Consider the following 18,129-nt stretch of genomic DNA (forward strand, 5'->3'; position numbering starts at 1 on the left):
CAGGTCGCCGATCGGGCTACCGACCAGGCCGCCGCTCAGCAGGTCGCGGCGAGGTCCTCGAGGCCCTCCTGCGTGGTGGGGCTCTCCGACGGCGCGGGGGACGTCGTCGTCGATGGACTCGTCGGGCTCGTCGTCGTGCTCGACGGCGTGGTCGAGGAGGACGACGAACTCGCCGGTTGCGGTGCGATGGCGTCCTGGACGAGGACGTGGATCGCGTCGTAGTCGGGGTTGCCCACGTCGATGACCTTGTTCGTCAGCGGCAGCGAGCGGATCGTCCCGCCCTGTACGCGCTCGGTCAGGTCGGCCCACGCCTGGAGGTCGTCGCGCGGGATGTCGATGCTGACGCTGTCCTTGAGCACGCTCGCCAACGCCGGATAGCGACGCAGCATCTGGATCGGGTCGACCTGGTTGAGCAGGGCGCCGATGACGCATCGCTGGCGGCGCATCCGGCTGAAGTCCCCGTCGGTCGACTCGGCACGCGAGCGCGCATACCAGAGCGCGTGATAGCCATCGAGGTGCTGGAAGCCTGGCTCGATGTAGCCGGTGGTCCCGACGACGACACCACCCTCGGTGTGGCACCCGATGCAGACCCGTTCCGTGACGTTGATGTCGACACCACCCATCGCGTCGACGAGCGCCGTGAAGCCCTTGAGGTCGATGACGACGGTGTAGTCGAGGTCCAGCCCCAGCACCGCGCCGACGACGTCGCGGGTCGTCGTCAGACCCGGATTGGCGTCACCCGGGAAGAGGTCGGGGTGGTCCGTCGCGAGCGTCCACACGCCGTTGATGAGGCACTGGTCGCCGCAGTTGTAGCCGTCCGGCCACAGCGCGTGGAGGGGATTGGACTCCGGAATGGGCACCATCTCGAGGTTGCGCGGGATGCCGAAGAGCACGGTGTCGCCCGCGGCCGGATCGACGCTGGCGACCATCATCGAGTCGGGACGCACGCCGACCCGGTCGGCGCCGGCGTCCGAGCCGATGAGCAGCACGTTGACCTGGTCGACACCGGCCCACGGGTCGTCGCCCGCCTTCGGGGCGGTCGCCCCCTCGGGCCGGGCCGCGTCGAAGACCGTGTCGAGGACGGACCGCTGGATCGTCGCGTAACGGAAGGCCTGGGTGGCCGGGATCGCGACGGCCAGGGCGGCCAACACCGCGAACCCCTTGAGCCACCAGCGACGACGCTCCGTGACGCGACCTTCGTCCGGCAGGTTGTCGCGAGCGGTGAGCGCGATGCCGACGATCCACGCGGCCGCCCCGACGACGATGGCGACGAGGAGCGCGAAGAGGCGTCGCGGGCTGAGACCGAGGGCGAGGGCGGACGACATGGCGCCCTGGCTGAGCGCGTAGGCGAGGACGGACAGGCCACCCAGCACGGCGGCGCCGGTCAGCAGCAGGCCGGCCCGACGACGGGTGGGGATGAGGCCGAGACCGGGGATGACCGTGCTCGCCGTCGTGCGGGTGAGGAACTGCTTCGTGACCTCGGCCGCGACGTGACGTCCGTGGTGCGTGTCGTCGTGCGTGCCCATGCCACCTGGTCTCTCTCGGCCCCGCGAGTGCGACGCGCTGGGATGATGGTGCCACGCCGCGACGAGTCGGTCACGGCCCGCGGCGAAGGTGGTCGCGGGCGGGCATCAGCGCTCCGAAGGGGAGCCGCTCACCCGGGGCAGGTCCAGGCGGTCGACGGCCTCGTCCGCCATGGCGTCGGCCTCCTGGGTCAGGTCGATGACGATGCCCGGCTCGTCCGGGCCGAGGGGCTCGAGTTCGTCGTACTGCGACTGGAGCAGGTCCTTGGCCATGAAGTGCCCCTGGCGCTGGTCCATCCGGGCGCGCACGACCTCGATCGGCCCGTCGAGGTGGACGATCTCGACACCGCGTTCGCGCTCGAGGCGACCCGCCGCGGGGTCCTCGAAGGCCTCCGGGACACCCGAGCGCAGGGTGTCGCGGTAGCTGCGCTTGAGCGCGGAGCAGGCGATGACGGTCGAGACGCCGGCGTCGTGCTTGTCGTCGATGAACTGCGCCAGGGCTCGCAGCCACGGCGCACGGTCCGCGTCGGTCAGCTGGACCCCGTTGCTCAACTTGTCGATGTTGCTCTGCGGGTGGAAGTCGTCGGCGTCGGCGTACTCGAGCGTCGTCCGCTCGGCGATCGCCTCGGCCACCGTCGACTTGCCGCTCGACGACACGCCCATGACGACGATGTGACGGGTGTCGGCCGGATCAATTGCGGGGTGCGGGTCGGTCATCCCGACACGCTATCGGCCTTCAGTCGCGCGGGCCGGGCTCCGGGTCGTACCAACCGTCGTGCTCCTCCACGAGCGCCTCGAATCGGTCGCGCAGACCGGACTCGACCGGGCCCGTCTCGTCGGCGACGTTGTCCTCGCGGACGTAGACGGCCCACTCGTGGTCCTCGGAGTCGTCCTCGCCGGCGAGGGCCTCACGCAGGACACGCACCTGGGTGAACCCCTCGTCACGCAACTCCTCGGCGACCTCCTCGGCCACGTCACGATCGGGAAAGACCAACAGGTGCTCGCTCACGGGTCGATCGTGGCACAGGCCTGCGGACGGAGGCGACCAACGACGCGCCGGGTCCGGTCCGGCGAAGGGGCGGGATGGTCAGGAGGTCGGGGGCGACCATCGGGGGTCGCGACCGAGCGCGCCGAGGATCCGGTCCTGGCGGCTGGCATCCGCGGCCACGGGCACGGGCGGCCCGCACACCCCGGGCGCGTGCAGGCCATCGCCGAAGGTCGCGATGCTCGCCTCGAGCAGGTCGAGCTCACCTTCGGTGAAGGTCGTGTCGAGGCCGGCGGCACGGGCGACGTCCCACCGGTGCACCACCATGTCGAACCCGTGGAAGTCGGCCATGGTGGCCGCAACGGTCGTGCGGCCGAAGTACCCGTCGTACTCCTCCTCGACCCGCGGCTCGAGCAGGAGATACGACACGGACTGGGCGTGCGTACGCCAGTCGTTGGCCACGCTGCCGGTCTTCGGCGCCTCGATCGGCAGGTCGTAGCCGCGACGGATGAGGAAGTCCCGCTGGGTCTCGATGACGTGGAAGACCACCTGCGCCGCAGTCCAGTCGGTGCACGGCGAGGGCCGGTCCCAGGCGTCGGCGGGCACCGCGTCGAGGACGCGGAGGAAGGGGGCACTGGTCTGGTCGTACCGGGCGGGCGCGTTCTTCGTCATGCCCCCACGGTAGGGGGCGACCCGTGGCGGCCCGCCCGGACATGACGACGCGGCGAACACTCGGCGACGACCCGGCGACGCCCCTTGCACCCCGCCCCCGGGCGGGTTGTCATGAGCCGGTGAGTGGTGCGGGGCGGTTCGTGGCGATCGGGGACTCCTTCACCGAGGGCATCGGCGATCCCAACGCCTACTACCCCAACGGATTCCGCGGCTGGGCCGACCGCATGGCGCGCCAGATGGGGCGGGCGGACGAGTCCTGGGAGTACGCCAACCTCGCGATCGCCGCAGCAAGTTCCTCGACCAGATCGTCGAGGAGCAGATCCAGCCGGCCCTGGCCATGGCCCCGACCCACATCTCCTTCTACGCGGGCGGCAACGACCTCCTGTCGCTGCGCACCGACCTCGGCGGCCTCATGGACCGTTACGAGGCGGCCCTGACCCGGCTCACCGCGAGCGGTGCGGAGGTCCTCGCCTTCACCGCCTTCGACACCCGCACGACGTGGCTGCTCGAGCCGCTGCGCCGGCGCGTCCTCGCCTTCAACGACGCCGTACGGGACATCGCCGCGGCCCACGGCGCCACCCTCCTCGACCACACGCTCATGCGGGAGTACGAGGACCCACGGCTGTGGGCGCGCGATCGGATCCACATGTCCCGTCAGGGGCACAAGCGGATGGCCGCCTTCGTCCTCCAGGAACTCGGGATCCCGCACACCCTGAAGATCACCGAGCTCGACCCGTGGGCGCCGCGCGGGCTACGACGAGCCATCGAGGACGAAGCCAAGTTCGTGCGCGGGGAGGTCCTGCCGCTCGTGGCGCGACGGTTGCGTGGCGTCTATGACGGCGACCGGGTCGGCCCCAAGTGGCCCGAGCCCTTCCGACCGGCCCGCGGCATGAAGCGCGTGGCCAAGGAGCGCGCGCTCGCCGCCCAACAGTCGGCCTAGCCGAGCGGCTCCCACAGGACCACGGCCTGCGAGCGGCTCACCCGCGACCCGCGCGGACGCTGCCCGTGCCGCAGGGCCACGACATCGCCACTGGGCCCGACGGCGAAGAACCGTGCACCGCGACCCAGCTCGGCCCGTAGCGCGTCGGCCTCCTCGGCGAGCTCCGTGACGCGCTCGCGCAGGGCGTGCACCTGGTTCTCCAGCTCGAGGATCCGCTGGATGCCAGCGAGGCTGATCCCCTCCTCCTGGGAGAGTCGCTGCACCTCGCGCAGCAGGGCGACGTCCGCGCCCGAGTACCGCCGTCCGCCGCCGCGCGTGCGTGAGGGCGTGACGATCCCGAGGCGGTCGTACTGCCGCAGGGTCTGGGCGTGCATGCCCGCGAGCTCCGCCGCGACGGAGATGACGAAGACGGGTGTGTCGTCCTCAGGGGTGAAGCCGCTGATCCGGTTCCGTGCCATCGCCGCTCACCCTCACAGCGCCGCGCGGGCCACGAGATCGGCCCGCGGGTCGCGGGAAGCGTCACCCGCGGCGAGGACCTCCACGGCGGCGCGTTCGTCGTCGGTGAGCTCGGAGGGCACGGTGACGACGACCTTCGCGAGGAGGTCACCGGCCCCCTTCGCGCTCTTGACCCCGCGCCCCTTGAGGCGCAGGACCCGACCCGTCGGGGTGCCCGGGGCGACCTTCACGCGCACGGAGTCACCGCCGAGCGTCGGGACCGTGACGGTCGCGCCCAGCGCGGCCTCGGCGAAGGTGACCGGCAGGTCGAGTGTCAGGTTGTCGCCCTCCCGGCCGAAGAGGGGATGGGCCGCGACGGCCACCGTGAGGATGAGGTCGCCGTCGCCGGCGCCGGGGTCGCCCTTGGCGCCCTTGCCGCGAAGGCGGATCTTCTGCCCGTCCTTGACCCCGGCCGGGATCTTGGCGGTGATCCGGCCACGATCGGGCGAGTTCAGCGTGACGGTCGAGCCCTCGACGGCGTCGCGGAAGGACAGTTGGGTGCGGGCCTGGACGTCGCGTCCCTTCTGCGGGCCGCGCGGCGCGCGGAAGCCCGCGGGGCCACCGGCCCCGCCCCCGCCGAACATCCCACTGAGGATGTCCTCGAGGTCGGGCTCGCCGCCGCCGCCGAAGCCGCCGCCGCCCGTGGAGTAGCGCATGCGGCTGCCGCCGCCGCCCTGGTTGAACATGGTGGAGAAGACGTCCTCGAAGCCACCCGTCCCGCCGCCGGGGCCGCCGGCGGTGAAGCGGGCGCCGCCGCGGGCCATCTGGCGCACGGCGTCGTACTCCTTGCGCTGCTCGGGGTCGGAGAGCACCGCGTAGGCCTCACCGACCTCCTTGAAACGCGTCTCGGCGGTGGGGTCGTCGGCGTTCTGGTCCGGGTGCAGGGAGCGCGCGAGCTTGCGGTAGGTCTTCTTGATGGTCGCGGCGTCGGCGTCCTGGGGGACACCGAGGATCGCGTAGAAGTCCTTCTCGAACCAGTCCTGACTGGCCATCGGGCTCCTCCTCTCGTCCAGGGGTGAGGTGTGTCGGATTCTCGTACGGACCGGGTCCGACGTGAGGCACCGGCACCCACCCCCGTGAGGGGGTGGGCACCAGTGGCACGCGTCAGTTCGGGTCGGCGACGGCGACGCGAGCGGGTCGCAGGACCCGATCGCCCGCCTGGTAGCCCGGCTGCAGCAGGGTGACGACGGTCGTGGCGTCGGCGTCCTTGGGCAGGTCGGGGTTGTCGGCGTCCCATGCGGCGTGCATGAGGGCCTCGTGACGCATCGGGTCGAAGGCCTCGCCGACGGCGCCGAAACGCTCGAGACCGAACTTGCCGAGCGTCTGCTCGAGCTTGTCGGCGATGGCGACCATCGGCCCCTCGGTGAGGTCCCCGTGCTCGCGAGCGAGCTGGATCTCGTCGAGGACCGGCAGGAGCGTCTCGAGGACGTCGGTGACGGCCCGCTCCTGCACGCCCGCCCGGTCACGGTCGACCCGGCGCTTGTAGTTGACGTACTCCGCCTGGAGCCGCTGCAGGTCGGCGAGGCGCTCGGCCGCGAGCGCAGTGTCGGGGTGGGCCTCCGCCTGCGCCTGCGCGCCGGGGGCGGCGGACTCCTGCTCGGAGCCCGCCCCCTCCGTCACGCCGGCCGTCTCGTCGCCCGCCTCGGTGGCGGACTGGTCGACGGTCTCCGGGGCGGATGCCCCGGTCACGTCGTCCGTGGCACCGTCCTGGGGGGATGCCGTCACTTGGGGGCCTGCGTCTCGTCGTCCTCGACGACCTCGGCGTCCACGACGTCGCTGTCATCGTTCGGCGTCGTGCCCTGCGACTCGTCGCCGGCCTCGCCGCCGGGGACGTCCCCGGACTCGCCCTGCTCGGCCGCCGCGGCGTACATCGCGGCGCCCATCTTCTGGGACTCCTCGTTGAGGGTGTCGACCTTCTTGCTCAGGTCCTCCGCGGAGACGCCGGACTCGGGCTTGAGGGCCTCCTTGAGGTCCGCGAGCGCGTCGTCGACCGGCTTGCGCTGGTCGTCGGCGAGCTTGTCGCCGTTGTCGCCGAGGAACTTCTCCGTCGAGTAGACGAGGTTCTCCGCGGTGTTGCGGGCCTCGGTCTCCTCACGACGCTTCTTGTCCTCGTCGGCGTGCGCCTCGGCCTCCTTGACCATGCGCTCGATCTCCTCCTTCGACAGCGCGGAGCCGCCGGAGATGGTGATCTTCTGCTCCTTGCCGGTGCCACGGTCCTTCGCGGTGACGTGGACGATGCCGTTGGCGTCGATGTCGAAGGTGACCTCGACCTGCGGCACGCCGCGGGGGGCCGGGGCGATGCCGGACAGCTCGAAGGTGCCGAGCGGCTTGTTCTGCTGCGCGATCTCACGCTCGCCCTGGAAGACCTGGATGAGCACGGACGGCTGGTTGTCCTCAGCGGTGGAGAAGACCTCGGAGCGCTTCGTCGGGATGGCCGTGTTGCGCTCGATGAGCTTGGTGAAGAGCCCACCCTTGGTCTCGATGCCGAGCGAGAGCGGCGTGACGTCGATGAGCAGGACGTCCTTGCGCTCACCCTTGAGGACACCGGCCTGGAGGCTGGCGCCGAGGGCGACGACCTCGTCGGGGTTGACGCCCTTGTTGGGCTCCTTGCCGCCGGTCATCTCCTTGACGAGCTCGCTGACCGCAGGCATGCGGGTCGAGCCGCCGACGAGGACGACGTGGTCGATCTCGGACAGCGAGATGCCGGCGTCCTTGATGACGTTCTGGAAGGGGGCCTTCGTGCGGTCGAGCAGGTCCTTGGTCATCTGCTCGAACTGCGCCCGGGAGAGCGACTCGTCGAGGTGGATGGGGCCGTTCTCGGACATCGAGAGGTACTGCATCGAGATGTTGGTGTTCGTCGCGGAGGAGAGCTCCTTCTTGGCCTGCTCCGCGGCGTCACGCAGACGCTGCATGGCGATCTTGTCCTTGGACAGGTCGACGCCGGAGGAGTTCTTCACCGTGGTGAGCAGGTGCTTGACGATGCGCTCGTCCCAGTCGTCACCACCGAGCTGGTTGTCACCGGAGGTGGCGCGGACCTGGATGGTGGAGAAGCCGTCCTCCGGGTCCTTGCCGACCTCGAGGAGGGACACGTCGAAGGTGCCACCACCGAGGTCGAAGACGAGGATGAGCTCGTCCTCCTTGCCCTTGTCGAGGCCGTAGGCCAGCGCGGCGGCGGTGGGCTCGTTGACGATGCGCAGGACGTTGAGGCCCGCGATCTCGCCGGCCTCCTTCGTCGCCTGACGCTCGTGGTCGTCGAAGTAGGCGGGGACGGTGATCACCGCGTCGGTGACCTCCTCACCGAGGTAGGCCTCGGCGTCGCGCTTGAGCTTCTGGAGGGTGCGGGCGCTGATCTCCTGCGCCGTGTACTGCTTGCCGTCGATGTCCTCGGACTTCCAGTCCGTGCCGATGTGGCGCTTGACGGAGCGGAGGGTGCGGTCGGCGTTGGTGACGGCCTGACGCTTGGCGACCTCACCGACGAGGACCTCGCCGCCCTTGGAGAAGGCGACGACGGAGGGAGTGGTGCGACCGCCCTCGGCGTTCGCGATGATCGTGGGCTCGCCACCTTCGAGGACGGCGACGGCCGAGTTCGTGGTGCCGAGGTCGATTCCGACTGCACGTGCCATGAGGCGCTCCTTCGTTTTGCTGATCGGGCCGGAGCCCAGGGTTGAGTTGCTGAGACTCAAGTTAGATCGCCGCTGCACATTGCGCAAATCTCGATCGCAAAACTTGAGTATGTACGACTCAACTCATGGGGTGGGCTGGTTGTTCCGAACCGGTTCGCGAACCTCCCTGTGCAGCGTCAGGCGCGCGCGGCGAGGATCCGCAGCGCTTGTGGCACCACGGTGAAGCGCATCGGCGTCTGACCGACGATGTCGCCGTCGGCGTACACGCGGTAACCGGCGGGCGCCGAGACCTCGATCTCGCGGCCCCGGTCGGCGCGGATGTCGACGCCGTCGATGTGCGTGCCCTTGAAGTAGCGCGGCAGCAGCATCGGGTACTTCCAGCGCGGCAGGCCCTCGACGGTCGTGACGTCGAGCGCGCCGTCGTCGAGCCGGGCATCGGGGTTTACCTTCATCCCCGCGCCGTAGCGACCCGAGTTGCCGATGGCCACGCTCCACCCGACGAAGGTGCGTTCCACCCCGTCGGTCGTCATCGTGATCGACGTCGACCGGGTCTCGAAGAGGGCCCGGACACCGCCGTAGGCATAGACGAGAGCGGCCGGGACCCAGCCGGGCGCCGCGTTGGCGTGGTCGTTCGCGCGCGAGTCGTAGCCGACGGTGGCGACACCGAGGAAGGGGGTCTCCCCCGACATCCCGACATCGACGCGGCGCTCGGTGGCCAGTCGCAGGCCCGCCGCCGCGGCGCTGACGTCCCGTGGCGCCCCCAGCGCGCGGACGAAGTCGCACCCGCGACCGGCCGGCAGGGGCGCGACGACGGCGCCCGAGCGCAAGGCCCCTTCGGCGACCCGAGCCACGAGACCGTCGCCGCCGAGGGCGACCAGCAGGTCTCGCTCCGCGTCCGCCGCCGCCGCGAGCTCCACGGCGTGCTCGGCGGAGCGGGTGACGACGACGTCCACGGTCCAGCCATGGGATCTCAGGATGTCGGTGACCCCCGGGATCATTGCCTCCGTCGTGCCGTTGCGGGCCGCAGGATTGACGATGACCAGGGTGTGGCGGGGCGCGCTCACTGCGCGACCGACGGTCGCACCTGACGGGTCTCGGCGAGCTCGGGCGCAGTGATGGCCCACCGCGACACGCTGGTGCCGAACCGTCCCAGCGGGCGGCCGATCAGACCGTCGAATCCCGGGAATCGGGGCAGGTCGAGCATCTCCCGAGCCCACACCGGCAAGGTCGCCACGGCGCCGGCAGCGAGCAGGGCGTAACCCGGCCGCTGCGACAGCGGCAATGGCGGCTCGAGGAGGACGAACCGGGCGGCCTCCTTCGCTGCCGGGGTGGCCATGAGCACGGGGCGATAGCCGTCGAGCGTCTCGACCAGCTCACCCCACGTGTGCGGCACCTCGGTGGCGCCGAGCAGCTCCCCCGCGTGCGCGGCCTGGTCGCAGTAGATGTCCAGCTCGGCGTCGGTGAGGCGTCGCGGCCCGAACGCCTGATAGGTCGTGACGAAGCTGTGGGCCTCGGCGACGTGCACCCAACGCAGGAGGTCAGGGTCATCGGCGCGATAGGGGCGACCGTCGGGCGCCCGGCCGCGCACGCGACGGTGGATGGCGCGCACCTTCTCGATGGTCGCCTCGGCCGCGCCGATCGGACCCATGGTCGTCATGGCGATGAAGTGGCTCGTCCGCTCGAGCCGCCCCCACGGGTCCGACTTGTAGCCGGAGTGGCCCGCGACGCCGGCCATCGCCAGCGGGTGGAGGGACTGCAGCAACAAGGCCCGGATCCCGCCGATGAACATCGCCGCATCGCCGTGGACCTGCCAGATGACGTCGTCGGACGTAAACCAGCGCTCGCCGTCGGCGCCCCAGATCTCGGCGGCGCGCTGGGAGGCCGACTCCCCCGAGACGCGGTCCCTCAGGGCGGTGCCGAGGCCAAGCCTGGCGGCGGCGACGGCGCGGGTCACGGGCTCCATCCTCCGACGATACGGGGCGACGGCGCCTGCCGTGGGCGAGACCAGATGGCGTCCGCCACCGGGGCGCCGCACCGTCGCGTCCGTAGACTCGACCACGTGCCCGCACTGAGACCACTGACCCTCGACGACGTGCCCGCACTGACGGCCCAACTCGTCGCCAACCGCGAGCACCTCGCGCCGTGGGAGCCGCTGCGAGAGGACTCGTGGTTCGAGGAGGACTTCCAGCGTGACGAGGTACGCACCGTCCTCAGCGAGGTCGAGGCTGGCCGGATGGCCGCCTTCGCCATCACCGACGAGAACGGCGACCTGGTCGGCCGGCTCAACCTCAACGGCATCGTGCGGGGCGCCTTCCAGTCCGCCGCGCTCGGCTACTGGGTGAGCGCCTCACACACGCGACGTGGCCTGGCGACGGCCGCCGTCGAGGAGGTCGCGGCGATCGCCTTCGGTCCCTTGGGGCTGCACCGGATCCAGGCGGAGACCCTGCTGGCCAACGGCACGTCGCGGCGGGTCCTCGAGCGCAACGGCTTCGTGCGCTACGGACTGGCGCCGGAATACCTCCGGATCGCCGGCCGCTGGCAGGACGTCGAACTCTTCCAGCGGCTCGCGCCCGACGCCTGAGCCGGGTCAGGCCCTGGCCCGCACCCAGTCCGCGACGCGATCGGCGACGCCCTCGGGGTCGCGCGCCCACGTGTAGTGGTCCATCGGCCGCGCGGTCGATCCCGGCACGCGCAGGGCGGTCCACCGCTCGACGCTCGCGCCGGGGATCATCCCGATGAGGGCGTCGACGGCCCGCGGCGGCGCCAGGTGGTCGTTGTCGAGGTCCACGATCAGCACGGGCAGACGAAGGGCGGCCAGACCGGCGGTCATGGCCGCCTTCGTCCCGCGGGGCACGAGGTGCCCGGTCCGCGCGAAGGCGGCCCACTCGAGCATCAGCGCCCGCGGTTGGCGCCCGCCGAAGCCGAGTCGGTGACCGGGCCAGTGGCCGCGCACCCGCGCCACGAGGGCGATCGCCTGGGTCTGCGCGAGGATCCGCAGCGGACGCGCGTAACTGCGCCAGTAGGGCGCGCCCGAGCCGATGATGACGAGACCGCGCACGTCCGCCACGGACTCGAGGGCGAGGTGCGCGAGGGCGACGTGGCCTCCGAGGCTGTGCCCGGCCAGGACGATCGGACGCCCGGGGAAGTTCTCCCCGACGGCCTCCAGCATCTGCGGCACGAACTCGCGCGCGAGGTGGCCGTAGCCGTAGTCGACCGCGCGGCCCGCGAGCGGCCGGCTCTCCCCCTGGCCGGGGAAGTCGGCGGTGACCGCCGCAACGCCGTGCTCAGCGAGCGCCGTGAGGAAGGGGCCGTAGTAGCCCGCCGGGATGCCCATGGCCGGCAGGAGCACGACGACCGGGTCGTCCTGTCCGCCACCCTCCACTCCACGCAGGGCGGAGTGGCCGCCGTTGGCGAGAGGCAGGGTCTGGAACGTGCGCACACGGCGATGCTACGGCGGCGGTCAGAAGGTGATCGCGGGGACCTGAGTGGCCCCGCGGTTCCCGGGAAATCGGGGTGGAACCGCGGGGCCGGACCCGACCGGCTGGGAGATCAAGGGTGGGCCGGTCGGGGGTCTGGGGGGTCAGCCGAGGGCGATCGCCGTCAGCCGCGAGGACGACCCGTTGAAGGTGTCCTGGTCGATGGGTGAGTCCGAGTACTGCCAGAACGTGTAGTACGCCCAGCCCGCGGGGAGCGTGCCGACGGTCGAGCTGTAGCGGGCCACCCACAGGGGGTTGGTCGCGGCGAAGCGGGTCGAACTGTGGGTGCACGTGTTCCACCAGTTCGCCGTCGTGTAGATGACGGCGTCTCGGCCGGTGCGCTCCTTGTAGCGGTTGAGGAAGGAGTTGATCCAGGTGACCATGCTCGGCTTGGACAGGCCGTAGCAGGAGGTGCCGGAGTACGGGTTGTACTCGACGTCGAGGACGGCGGGCAGGGTGCGCCCGTCGGCGCTCCAGCCGCCGCCGTTGGCGATGAGATGGTCGGCCTGGGCGGCACCACTCGATCGGTTCGGCAGCGCGAAGTGGTAGGCGCCGCGGATCATCCCGACGTTGTAGGAGCCGTTGTACTGCTGCGCGAAGTAGGGGTTGACGTAGGTCGTGCCCTCGGTGGCCTTGACGTAGGCGAAACGCTTGCCCAGACCCCACTGCTCGGCCCAGTCGACGTTGCCCTGCCACTTGGAGACGTCGATCCCCTTCACGCCCGCCGGCACCGTCTCGGCGAGGGCCCCCGCCGTGGCGGTCGTGGTCGCGCCGCGCTCGACCCGGTGCGACCAGCCGAGGTGGGCGTCGCCGGGTGCGGTGATGCCGACCTGTCGACCACGCGGGGCGGGGTCGGCGTGCGCGCCGCCGGCGGCCGGGGTGCCGCTCGCCGCACCGGCGAGCGTGACCGCGCTCAGCGCTGCCGCGACGGCGGTGCTCGCGAGGCGCAGGCGGCGCGTCGTGGACACGGATGACATGTCTGATCCCCTCAGGTCGTGGTCGATGACTCCACGCTAGGCGCGCCGTCGTCAACGTCGGGTATGTCGTATTTCAGGACTTGGTCAAGGTCCTCCCTCGGCCCAGTTATGGACACCTGATGTCCCAAACCCGGGGACCCGGCCCCCTTCCCGCCCAGTTATGGACACCTGATGTCCCAAACCCGGGGGCGCGGCCCCCTTCCCGCCCAGTAATGGACACCTGATGTCCCAAACCCGGGGACGCGGCCCCCTTCCCGCCCAGTAATGGACACCTGATGTCCCAAACCCGGGGACGCGGCCCCCCTCCCGCCCAGTAATGGACACCTGATGTCCCAAACCCGGGGACGCGGCCCCCCTCCCGCCCAGTAATGGACACCTGATGTCCCAAACCCGGGGACGCGGCCCCCCTCCCGCCCAGTAATGGACACCTGATGTCCCAAACCCGGGGTCGATTCGGCTGGCTCCCAGCCACCCCAAGTAGGCTTCGGGCTGGCCCGACACACGACCGCAGGCGCCTCGCGTATGCGGTCGACACCCGCCCCGGAGGACGACGACCCATGGCAAAGAAGACCTCGACCCGAGGCGCGCGCGACGAGCGATCCGCCCGCCTCGCTCAACTCAAGCGTGAGCAGCAGGCCGCCGAACGCAAGCGCAGGCTCGCGTCCTATGGCGCGGGCGGCCTGGTCATCGCCCTCATCCTCGGCGTGGTCGCCTTCGTCATCATCCGCGAGCAGATGAACAAGCCCGACCTGTCGGCGGTCAAGAGCTACGACTACACCGGTTCGCAGCACACGTCCGAGGCTGTGAAGTACAAGGAGAACCCGCCGGTCGGGGGCGAGCACAACCCCGCGTGGCTCAACTGCGGCATCTACGACTCCCCCGTGCCCAGCGAGAACGCGGTGCACTCCCTCGAGCACGGCGCGGTGTGGATCACCTACCCCGAGGACCTCCCCGAGGCGGACGTCAAGAAGCTCGAGGACGAGACCCCGGACACCTACGCGATCCTCTCCCCCTACCAGGGCATCGACACGGTCTTCGTCTCCGGCTGGGGCAAGCAGCTCGAGCTCACCGGTGCCGACGACAACCGCCTCGGCGCCTTCGTCAAGGAGTACCGCCAGAGCCCGCAGGTCCCCGAGCCGGGTGCGGCCTGCACCGGCGGCACGGACGGCACCGACGACCTCGTGAAGTGATCCCGTGCGCGACGACGGACTGACGCACGCATCGGAGCCTCACGAGGACGGCTACGTCGACGAGGCGCCCATGCCTTCGACCGACGAAGGGGGCCCGGCCGGCCCGGTCCGCCGGGTCTCCGCCGGGTTGCTCGCCGCCGCGGCGCTGGCCGTCGCGACGGCCGGCGCCGGAGGCTGGGCCATCGGGCACGCCGGCTCCTCCCCGTCGTCGACGAGCGTCGAGGCCGGCTTCGCGCGTGACATGACGACCCACCACGACCAGGCCGTCCAGATGGCGATGATCATCCACGCCAAGACCACCGATCCGGACATCCGCCAGCTCGCCTACGACATCGCGACGACGCAGGCGCACCAATCCGGGCAGATGATGGGCTGGCTGCGGCAGTGGGGTCTCGACGCCACGGGGGACGAGCCCCGGATGGCGTGGATGGCCCGCGCGGGTCACGACCACGGCTCCTCGGAGGGCCTGCAGGCCGACGGCCGGATGCCGGGGATGGCGAGCAACGCCGAGCTGAAGCGGCTGCAGACCCTGACCGGGAAGGCCGCCGACGTGCACTTCCTCGAGTTGATGATCCCGCACCACGAGGCCGGGGCCCCGATGGCGAAGGCGGCCGTGGCCGGATCCGACGACCCGGCCGTCGACGACCTCGCCCGCTCCATCGTCGCCTCGCAGACGGCCGAGATCGTCACGATGCAGGAGATGCTCGCCGAGAGGCAGTGACGAGTCTCGGCGCGTTGGGTGGTCAGCGGGGCGCGAGCACCGCGACAGCGACGACGAGCAGCGCGAGCCCGACGAGGATCGAGTCGGCGCGACGCCACGGCGCGGTGCCCGCCCAGGTCCGCCGCTGCGCCGTCGCGAAGCCGCGGGCATCCATGGCGACGGCGAGGGCGGCCGCCGCGTGCAGCGAGCGGATGAGCATGCCGACGGTGATCGCCCCCGTCGTCCGCAGCAGGGCCCGCGGCCCACGGCCGCCGCTCAGTCCGCGCACGCGGCGGGCCCGCGAGATCTCCGCCCAGATCTCCCCGAAGGTCGTGATCCGTTGCAGCGCAGCGGAGGTCGCCACAACGGGGCGGGCCGGCAGATGCAGCCGCTGCCCGGCGTGATCGCCCAGCTCGTCGGGATCGACGAAGGGGATCAGCAGGGCCGAGGGCGCCACGATGATGAGCACGCGCAGGAAGGCCTCGACGGCCACGACGACGTCCCGCCCGCCGAGCAGCCACGAGGACCAGCCCACCGAGAGTGCCCCGATGAGGCCGGGGACGAGTCGCAGCGCGAAGCCTCGGAACCGCCCGCTCGGCGCGGGCGCCCCGGGCGCGGAGCCGCGGCGCGGCGCCCACAGCGCGAGCACGGCCAGGGCGGCGACGAGGCCGAGGACGAGGACGCTGCGCGCGATCGTGCCAGCCGCGACACCGGCGGGGATGGCCAGCGCGCTCGCCGCAAGCAGCGCGAGCGGGCCGCACCGTGCGGCGAGCGGCAGGCGCGGCGCGGTGGCCTCGGGCTTGCGCGGCGGTGGCACGAGGCGGGTGACCCCGTCGGCCCGAGCGATGAAGGTGGCGTCATGAGTGGCCGCCTCGACGGCCGTGCCCGACGCGGTCAGCGCGTCGACGATGCCGACGACCGCCGCCCACGTCAGTCGGTCCTGGCCGACGGTGGGTTCGTCGAGGAGGAGCAGCCTCGGGTGGTGCACGACGGCGGCCACGAGGGCGAGGCGCCGCTGTTCGCCGCCGGAGAGGTGCCGCGGTTCGCTGCCCGCCAACCGGGTCAGGCCGACGGCCTCGAGCAGAGCCTCCGCCCGCGGGCGCGCCACGGCGTCGGGCACGCCGGCGGCGCGTGACGTGGTCAGGCACTCGTCGATGACGGTCCGCGCGACGATCGTCGAGCTCGACCACTGCGGCACCCAGGCCACGCCGAGCGGGTGCGGTCCCTCGGTGGGCAGGTCGACGGCGCGACCGTCGAGGTCGGTCACCGTGACCCGCTCGTCGGCCCCGAGTGCGTCCTCGAGCAGGCCGGCGTGCGCCAACAGCGCGCTCGACTTGCCGGCGCCGCTCGGCCCGACGAGGGCGTGCACCGTGCCGGCCGGGAGGGCCAGCGCCGGGGTTCGGGCAGCGACGTGCTCCCGGACCTCGCCGCGGACGGTGCGCACGCGGCGCCGAATCGTCAGCGGCGTGCTGTCGATGGGAGCCCTGCCCGCAACCAGCGTCGGGAAGAGCCCGTCGGGCAGCGCCATCGGCGTCGGCGACGGCACCCCGGGCACCCAGATCCCGGCGGCGGCGAGCGCCGGTCCATGCTCGGCGAGGACGCCCTGGGGGTCACCGTCCGCGACGATGCTCCCCGCGGCGGACAGGACGAGGAGGCGATCGGCGAAGGGGACCCACGGCCCGAGCACGTGCTCGACGACGACGGTCGTCAGGTCGCGGGCGCCGCTCACCTCGTCGACGACGGCGCGCACGGCGGCGGCGTTGTCGGGGTCGAGCATCGCGGTGGGTTCGTCGAGCAGGAGCACGGCGGGGCTCAGCGCGAGAGCACCGGCGAGCGCGAGTCGCTGCGTCTCCCCACCCGAGAGGGCGTGGGTCGGGGTGTCCTGCGGCATGGTCAGCTCCACCGCGGACAGGGCCCCCGCCACGCGCGCGGGCATCTCCTCGCGGGGCAGGCCGATGTTCTCCGGCCCGAAGGCGACGTCCCGCCCGACCGTCGCGGCGACGACGCCGGCACCGGGCTCCTGGAGGACGAGCCCGACGCTGCCGGCCCGCTCCCCCGGCGCGACGCCGTCGATGAGCGCGGTGCCGGTGAGCTCGCCGGAGTCGGCCGTCTCGAGCAGTCCGGCGATGGCCCGCAGGAGTGTGGACTTGCCGGAACCGCTCGGCCCGACGAGGAGCACTCGCTGCCCCGGCGGGATGGCGAGGTCGATGTCGCGCAGGACGGGGTCGCGGCGTCCGTGCGGACGCCACGTCAGACCCGACAGCTCCACCCGGCCGGGGCGGTCGCCCGCCTCGGCCGGGTGTGGAGCCACGCCCAGTCGGGTGTCAGACAGCGGACTTCTCCCGGACTTCCTGCCCGGCGGGGAAGGCGCCGAGTGCGCCGGCGGCGGCGAGCGCCTTCGTCACCACCCACCCGAGACCACCGGCGATGATGCCGCCGGCGACGGTGAGGATGGCGAGGTAGGCGACCTTCCAGCCCATCGTCCAGTCGGCCCAGTAGGTGAACCACTCGTAGATGGCCTCGATCGGGGCCGACAGGGCGCCCGCGAGGATCGCCGCGCCGAGACCGAAGGCGCCATAGCCGAGCAGGAGGAAGGCGAGTTCCGCGCCGATCCCCTGGAAGATGCCGGCCAGCAGGGTGCTGAAGCCCCACTTCGTGCCGGGGATCATCGAGACGAGGGCCGCGACGACCTCGCAGAGGAACGCCGCTCCCGGTCGGCGGACGACGAGGCCGCCGACGACGCCGGCGACGAACCACGGCGCGGCCACGATCGCCGCCAGCGGCGGGAAGATCGCGGTCAGGGCCTCGGAGGGGGCGACGTAGAGCAGCCCCCACGCCCAGTAGGCGATGCCGAAGGCGGCGCCGAGGAAGGTGACGGTCAGCAGGTCGACCGTGCGCCAGGCCGTGAGACGGCCGCTCGCGCGGAGGGTGCCGGGGCGGGGTGCCGCCACGGCGATGGTGCTCTGTTCGGTGGTGCTCATGATGTGTTTTCTCCCGTGGGATCCGATGGATGCCTCGGGGAGGGGCACCGTCCATTCGCGGCACGGGTCGTGTCGCGCACGGACGGGTCCCTGAGATCTCCCGACTCCCTTCGCCGGTGCTAACCGGAGCAGGTTCGAGGGTCTGCGGCGGACCGCACTCTCAGCGCCGTGGCGCTCCCCTGTCGTACCCGCCCCACGGTAGTGCATGTCCCCGGCGGACGGGGGTGTGGCAGGGTTGCCGCCATGGGCAACTTCGTGTGGAAGATCATCGGCGTCGGCGGCGCCGTCGTCGCCGGCATCGTCGCGAACAAGGCTGTCGAGGCGGCGTACCGCAAGAGCGGCCGCAGCATGGACATCGACCCCCGCAACCCGGACACCCCGCTCGGTGAGTCCCTCGTGCTCGTGGCGCTGACCGGCACGGCCGCGGCGGTCGCGCGCACGCTCATGACGCGCAAGGCGGCCAACTACTACCGCCACTCCGCCGGACATCTGCCCAAGGAGTTCGCGGACCGCGACATCGCTGGCCGTCGCCCGCTCTGACGCCGCCACTCTGACCCGTCCGCCGAC

Annotated in this window: 19 protein-coding genes and 1 riboswitch; of the genes, 5 read left to right on the forward strand and 14 right to left on the reverse strand. The window is 71.8% G+C overall.

From position 1 onward, the window contains the following. Positions 1–35: 35 nt before the first annotated feature. From ACQBAS_RS12060 to ACQBAS_RS12075, 4 genes are all read right to left on the reverse strand, one after another. Positions 36–1,526, reverse strand: a complete 1,491-nt coding sequence (locus ACQBAS_RS12060; RefSeq protein ID WP_427384056.1) for an LCP family protein — start codon at positions 1,524–1,526, stop codon at positions 36–38. A 105-nt stretch (positions 1,527–1,631) separates the two neighbouring features. Further along, entirely contained in the window at positions 1,632–2,240 is a 609-nt protein-coding gene (locus ACQBAS_RS12065; RefSeq protein WP_427384057.1) for a gluconokinase, read from the reverse strand. Between the two features lie 19 nt (positions 2,241–2,259). Continuing rightward, positions 2,260–2,532 carry a ribonuclease E inhibitor RraB gene (locus ACQBAS_RS12070; protein ID WP_427384058.1) on the reverse strand — a complete coding sequence of 91 codons (273 nt, stop codon included), beginning with the start codon at positions 2,530–2,532 and terminating at the stop codon, positions 2,260–2,262. A 78-nt stretch (positions 2,533–2,610) separates the two neighbouring features. Then, positions 2,611–3,180, reverse strand: coding sequence for a TIGR03086 family metal-binding protein (locus tag ACQBAS_RS12075; RefSeq protein WP_427384059.1), 570 nt, complete (start codon positions 3,178–3,180; stop codon positions 2,611–2,613). A gap of 211 nt (positions 3,181–3,391) precedes the next feature. On the opposite strand from ACQBAS_RS12075, the gene ACQBAS_RS12080 reads away from it, so the two are divergent. Continuing rightward, positions 3,392–4,120: an SGNH/GDSL hydrolase family protein gene (locus ACQBAS_RS12080; RefSeq protein ID WP_427385640.1), complete on the forward strand. Its 729-nt coding sequence runs from the start codon at positions 3,392–3,394 to the stop codon at positions 4,118–4,120. Here the strand turns inward: ACQBAS_RS12080 and ACQBAS_RS12085 are convergent. From ACQBAS_RS12085 to ACQBAS_RS12110, 6 genes are all read right to left on the reverse strand, one after another. After that, positions 4,117–4,578 (reverse strand): heat shock protein transcriptional repressor HspR, encoded by a 462-nt coding sequence (locus ACQBAS_RS12085; RefSeq protein ID WP_427384060.1) that lies wholly within the window; start codon positions 4,576–4,578, stop codon positions 4,117–4,119. The genes ACQBAS_RS12080 and ACQBAS_RS12085 overlap by 4 nt on opposite strands. Before the next feature lie 12 nt (positions 4,579–4,590). Further along, positions 4,591–5,607, reverse strand: coding sequence for a DnaJ C-terminal domain-containing protein (locus tag ACQBAS_RS12090; RefSeq protein WP_427384061.1), 1,017 nt, complete (start codon positions 5,605–5,607; stop codon positions 4,591–4,593). Between the two features lie 112 nt (positions 5,608–5,719). Further along, on the reverse strand, positions 5,720–6,340 hold the full coding sequence (gene grpE / locus ACQBAS_RS12095; RefSeq protein ID WP_427384062.1) for a nucleotide exchange factor GrpE: 621 nt from the start codon (positions 6,338–6,340) through the stop codon (positions 5,720–5,722). Then, on the reverse strand, positions 6,337–8,238 hold the full coding sequence (gene dnaK / locus ACQBAS_RS12100) for a molecular chaperone DnaK (RefSeq protein ID WP_427384063.1): 1,902 nt from the start codon (positions 8,236–8,238) through the stop codon (positions 6,337–6,339). Before dnaK ends, grpE begins: the two co-directional genes overlap by 4 nt. Before the next feature lie 176 nt (positions 8,239–8,414). After that, positions 8,415–9,302, reverse strand: a complete 888-nt coding sequence (locus ACQBAS_RS12105; RefSeq protein WP_427384064.1) for a diacylglycerol/lipid kinase family protein — start codon at positions 9,300–9,302, stop codon at positions 8,415–8,417. Then, complete coding sequence (locus tag ACQBAS_RS12110) at positions 9,299–10,201, reverse strand: oxygenase MpaB family protein (protein ID WP_427384066.1); 903 nt, start codon at positions 10,199–10,201, stop codon at positions 9,299–9,301. The genes ACQBAS_RS12105 and ACQBAS_RS12110 overlap by 4 nt, the downstream gene beginning before the upstream one ends. 96 nt (positions 10,202–10,297) lie before the next feature. On the opposite strand from ACQBAS_RS12110, the gene ACQBAS_RS12115 reads away from it, so the two are divergent. Next, positions 10,298–10,819 carry a GNAT family N-acetyltransferase gene (locus ACQBAS_RS12115; protein WP_427384067.1) on the forward strand — a complete coding sequence of 174 codons (522 nt, stop codon included), beginning with the start codon at positions 10,298–10,300 and terminating at the stop codon, positions 10,817–10,819. 6 nt (positions 10,820–10,825) lie between these two features. On the opposite strand, the gene ACQBAS_RS12120 is transcribed toward ACQBAS_RS12115, so the two are convergent. Continuing rightward, positions 10,826–11,677 (reverse strand): alpha/beta hydrolase family protein, encoded by an 852-nt coding sequence (locus ACQBAS_RS12120; RefSeq protein ID WP_427384068.1) that lies wholly within the window; start codon positions 11,675–11,677, stop codon positions 10,826–10,828. A 141-nt stretch (positions 11,678–11,818) separates the two neighbouring features. Further along, positions 11,819–12,691: a lysozyme gene (locus ACQBAS_RS12125; protein ID WP_427384069.1), complete on the reverse strand. Its 873-nt coding sequence runs from the start codon at positions 12,689–12,691 to the stop codon at positions 11,819–11,821. A gap of 557 nt (positions 12,692–13,248) precedes the next feature. Between ACQBAS_RS12125 and ACQBAS_RS12130 the strand changes: the two genes are divergently transcribed. Both ACQBAS_RS12130 and ACQBAS_RS12135 read left to right on the forward strand, forming a co-directional pair. Further along, positions 13,249–13,881: a DUF3105 domain-containing protein gene (locus ACQBAS_RS12130; protein ID WP_427384070.1), complete on the forward strand. Its 633-nt coding sequence runs from the start codon at positions 13,249–13,251 to the stop codon at positions 13,879–13,881. A gap of 70 nt (positions 13,882–13,951) precedes the next feature. Continuing rightward, positions 13,952–14,602 carry a DUF305 domain-containing protein gene (locus ACQBAS_RS12135; RefSeq protein ID WP_427384071.1) on the forward strand — a complete coding sequence of 217 codons (651 nt, stop codon included), beginning with the start codon at positions 13,952–13,954 and terminating at the stop codon, positions 14,600–14,602. 22 nt (positions 14,603–14,624) lie between these two features. Here ACQBAS_RS12135 and ACQBAS_RS12140 read toward each other — a convergent pair whose 3' ends face one another. Further along, the gene (locus tag ACQBAS_RS12140) at positions 14,625–16,892 is read right to left on the reverse strand and encodes an ATP-binding cassette domain-containing protein (RefSeq protein WP_427384072.1); all 2,268 of its coding nucleotides are present in this window, start codon (positions 16,890–16,892) and stop codon (positions 14,625–14,627) included. A gap of 13 nt (positions 16,893–16,905) precedes the next feature. Continuing rightward, positions 16,906–17,562, reverse strand: a complete 657-nt coding sequence (locus ACQBAS_RS12145; RefSeq protein ID WP_427384073.1) for an ECF transporter S component — start codon at positions 17,560–17,562, stop codon at positions 16,906–16,908. An 88-nt stretch (positions 17,563–17,650) separates the two neighbouring features. Further along, a riboswitch (TPP riboswitch) is annotated at positions 17,651–17,753 on the reverse strand. Between the two features lie 52 nt (positions 17,754–17,805). Between ACQBAS_RS12145 and ACQBAS_RS12150 the strand changes: the two genes are divergently transcribed. Then, positions 17,806–18,102 carry a DUF4235 domain-containing protein gene (locus ACQBAS_RS12150; RefSeq protein ID WP_427384074.1) on the forward strand — a complete coding sequence of 99 codons (297 nt, stop codon included), beginning with the start codon at positions 17,806–17,808 and terminating at the stop codon, positions 18,100–18,102. The last annotated feature ends 27 nt before the right edge of the window (positions 18,103–18,129 follow it).

The sequence above is a fragment of the Janibacter zhaoxuefangae genome (genome assembly GCF_050271985.1).
GTDB lineage: Bacteria > Actinomycetota > Actinomycetes > Actinomycetales > Dermatophilaceae.

What these genes read in the sequence shown, in the direction of transcription:
- ACQBAS_RS12060 (WP_427384056.1), bottom strand. Translation starts at nt 1,526, where the DNA reads ATGGGCACGCACGACGACACGCACCACGGACGTCACGTCGCGGCCGAG.
- ACQBAS_RS12065 (WP_427384057.1), bottom strand. Translation starts at nt 2,240, where the DNA reads ATGACCGACCCGCACCCCGCAATTGATCCGGCCGACACCCGTCACATC.
- ACQBAS_RS12075 (WP_427384059.1), bottom strand. Translation starts at nt 3,180, where the DNA reads ATGACGAAGAACGCGCCCGCCCGGTACGACCAGACCAGTGCCCCCTTC.
- ACQBAS_RS12085 (WP_427384060.1), bottom strand. Translation starts at nt 4,578, where the DNA reads ATGGCACGGAACCGGATCAGCGGCTTCACCCCTGAGGACGACACACCC.
- ACQBAS_RS12090 (WP_427384061.1), bottom strand. Translation starts at nt 5,607, where the DNA reads ATGGCCAGTCAGGACTGGTTCGAGAAGGACTTCTACGCGATCCTCGGT.
- dnaK (WP_427384063.1), bottom strand. Translation starts at nt 8,238, where the DNA reads ATGGCACGTGCAGTCGGAATCGACCTCGGCACCACGAACTCGGCCGTC.
- ACQBAS_RS12110 (WP_427384066.1), bottom strand. Translation starts at nt 10,201, where the DNA reads ATGGAGCCCGTGACCCGCGCCGTCGCCGCCGCCAGGCTTGGCCTCGGC.
- ACQBAS_RS12125 (WP_427384069.1), bottom strand. Translation starts at nt 12,691, where the DNA reads ATGTCATCCGTGTCCACGACGCGCCGCCTGCGCCTCGCGAGCACCGCC.
- ACQBAS_RS12130 (WP_427384070.1), top strand. Translation starts at nt 13,249, where the DNA reads ATGGCAAAGAAGACCTCGACCCGAGGCGCGCGCGACGAGCGATCCGCC.
- ACQBAS_RS12135 (WP_427384071.1), top strand. Translation starts at nt 13,952, where the DNA reads ATGCCTTCGACCGACGAAGGGGGCCCGGCCGGCCCGGTCCGCCGGGTC.
- ACQBAS_RS12145 (WP_427384073.1), bottom strand. Translation starts at nt 17,562, where the DNA reads ATGAGCACCACCGAACAGAGCACCATCGCCGTGGCGGCACCCCGCCCC.
- ACQBAS_RS12150 (WP_427384074.1), top strand. Translation starts at nt 17,806, where the DNA reads ATGGGCAACTTCGTGTGGAAGATCATCGGCGTCGGCGGCGCCGTCGTC.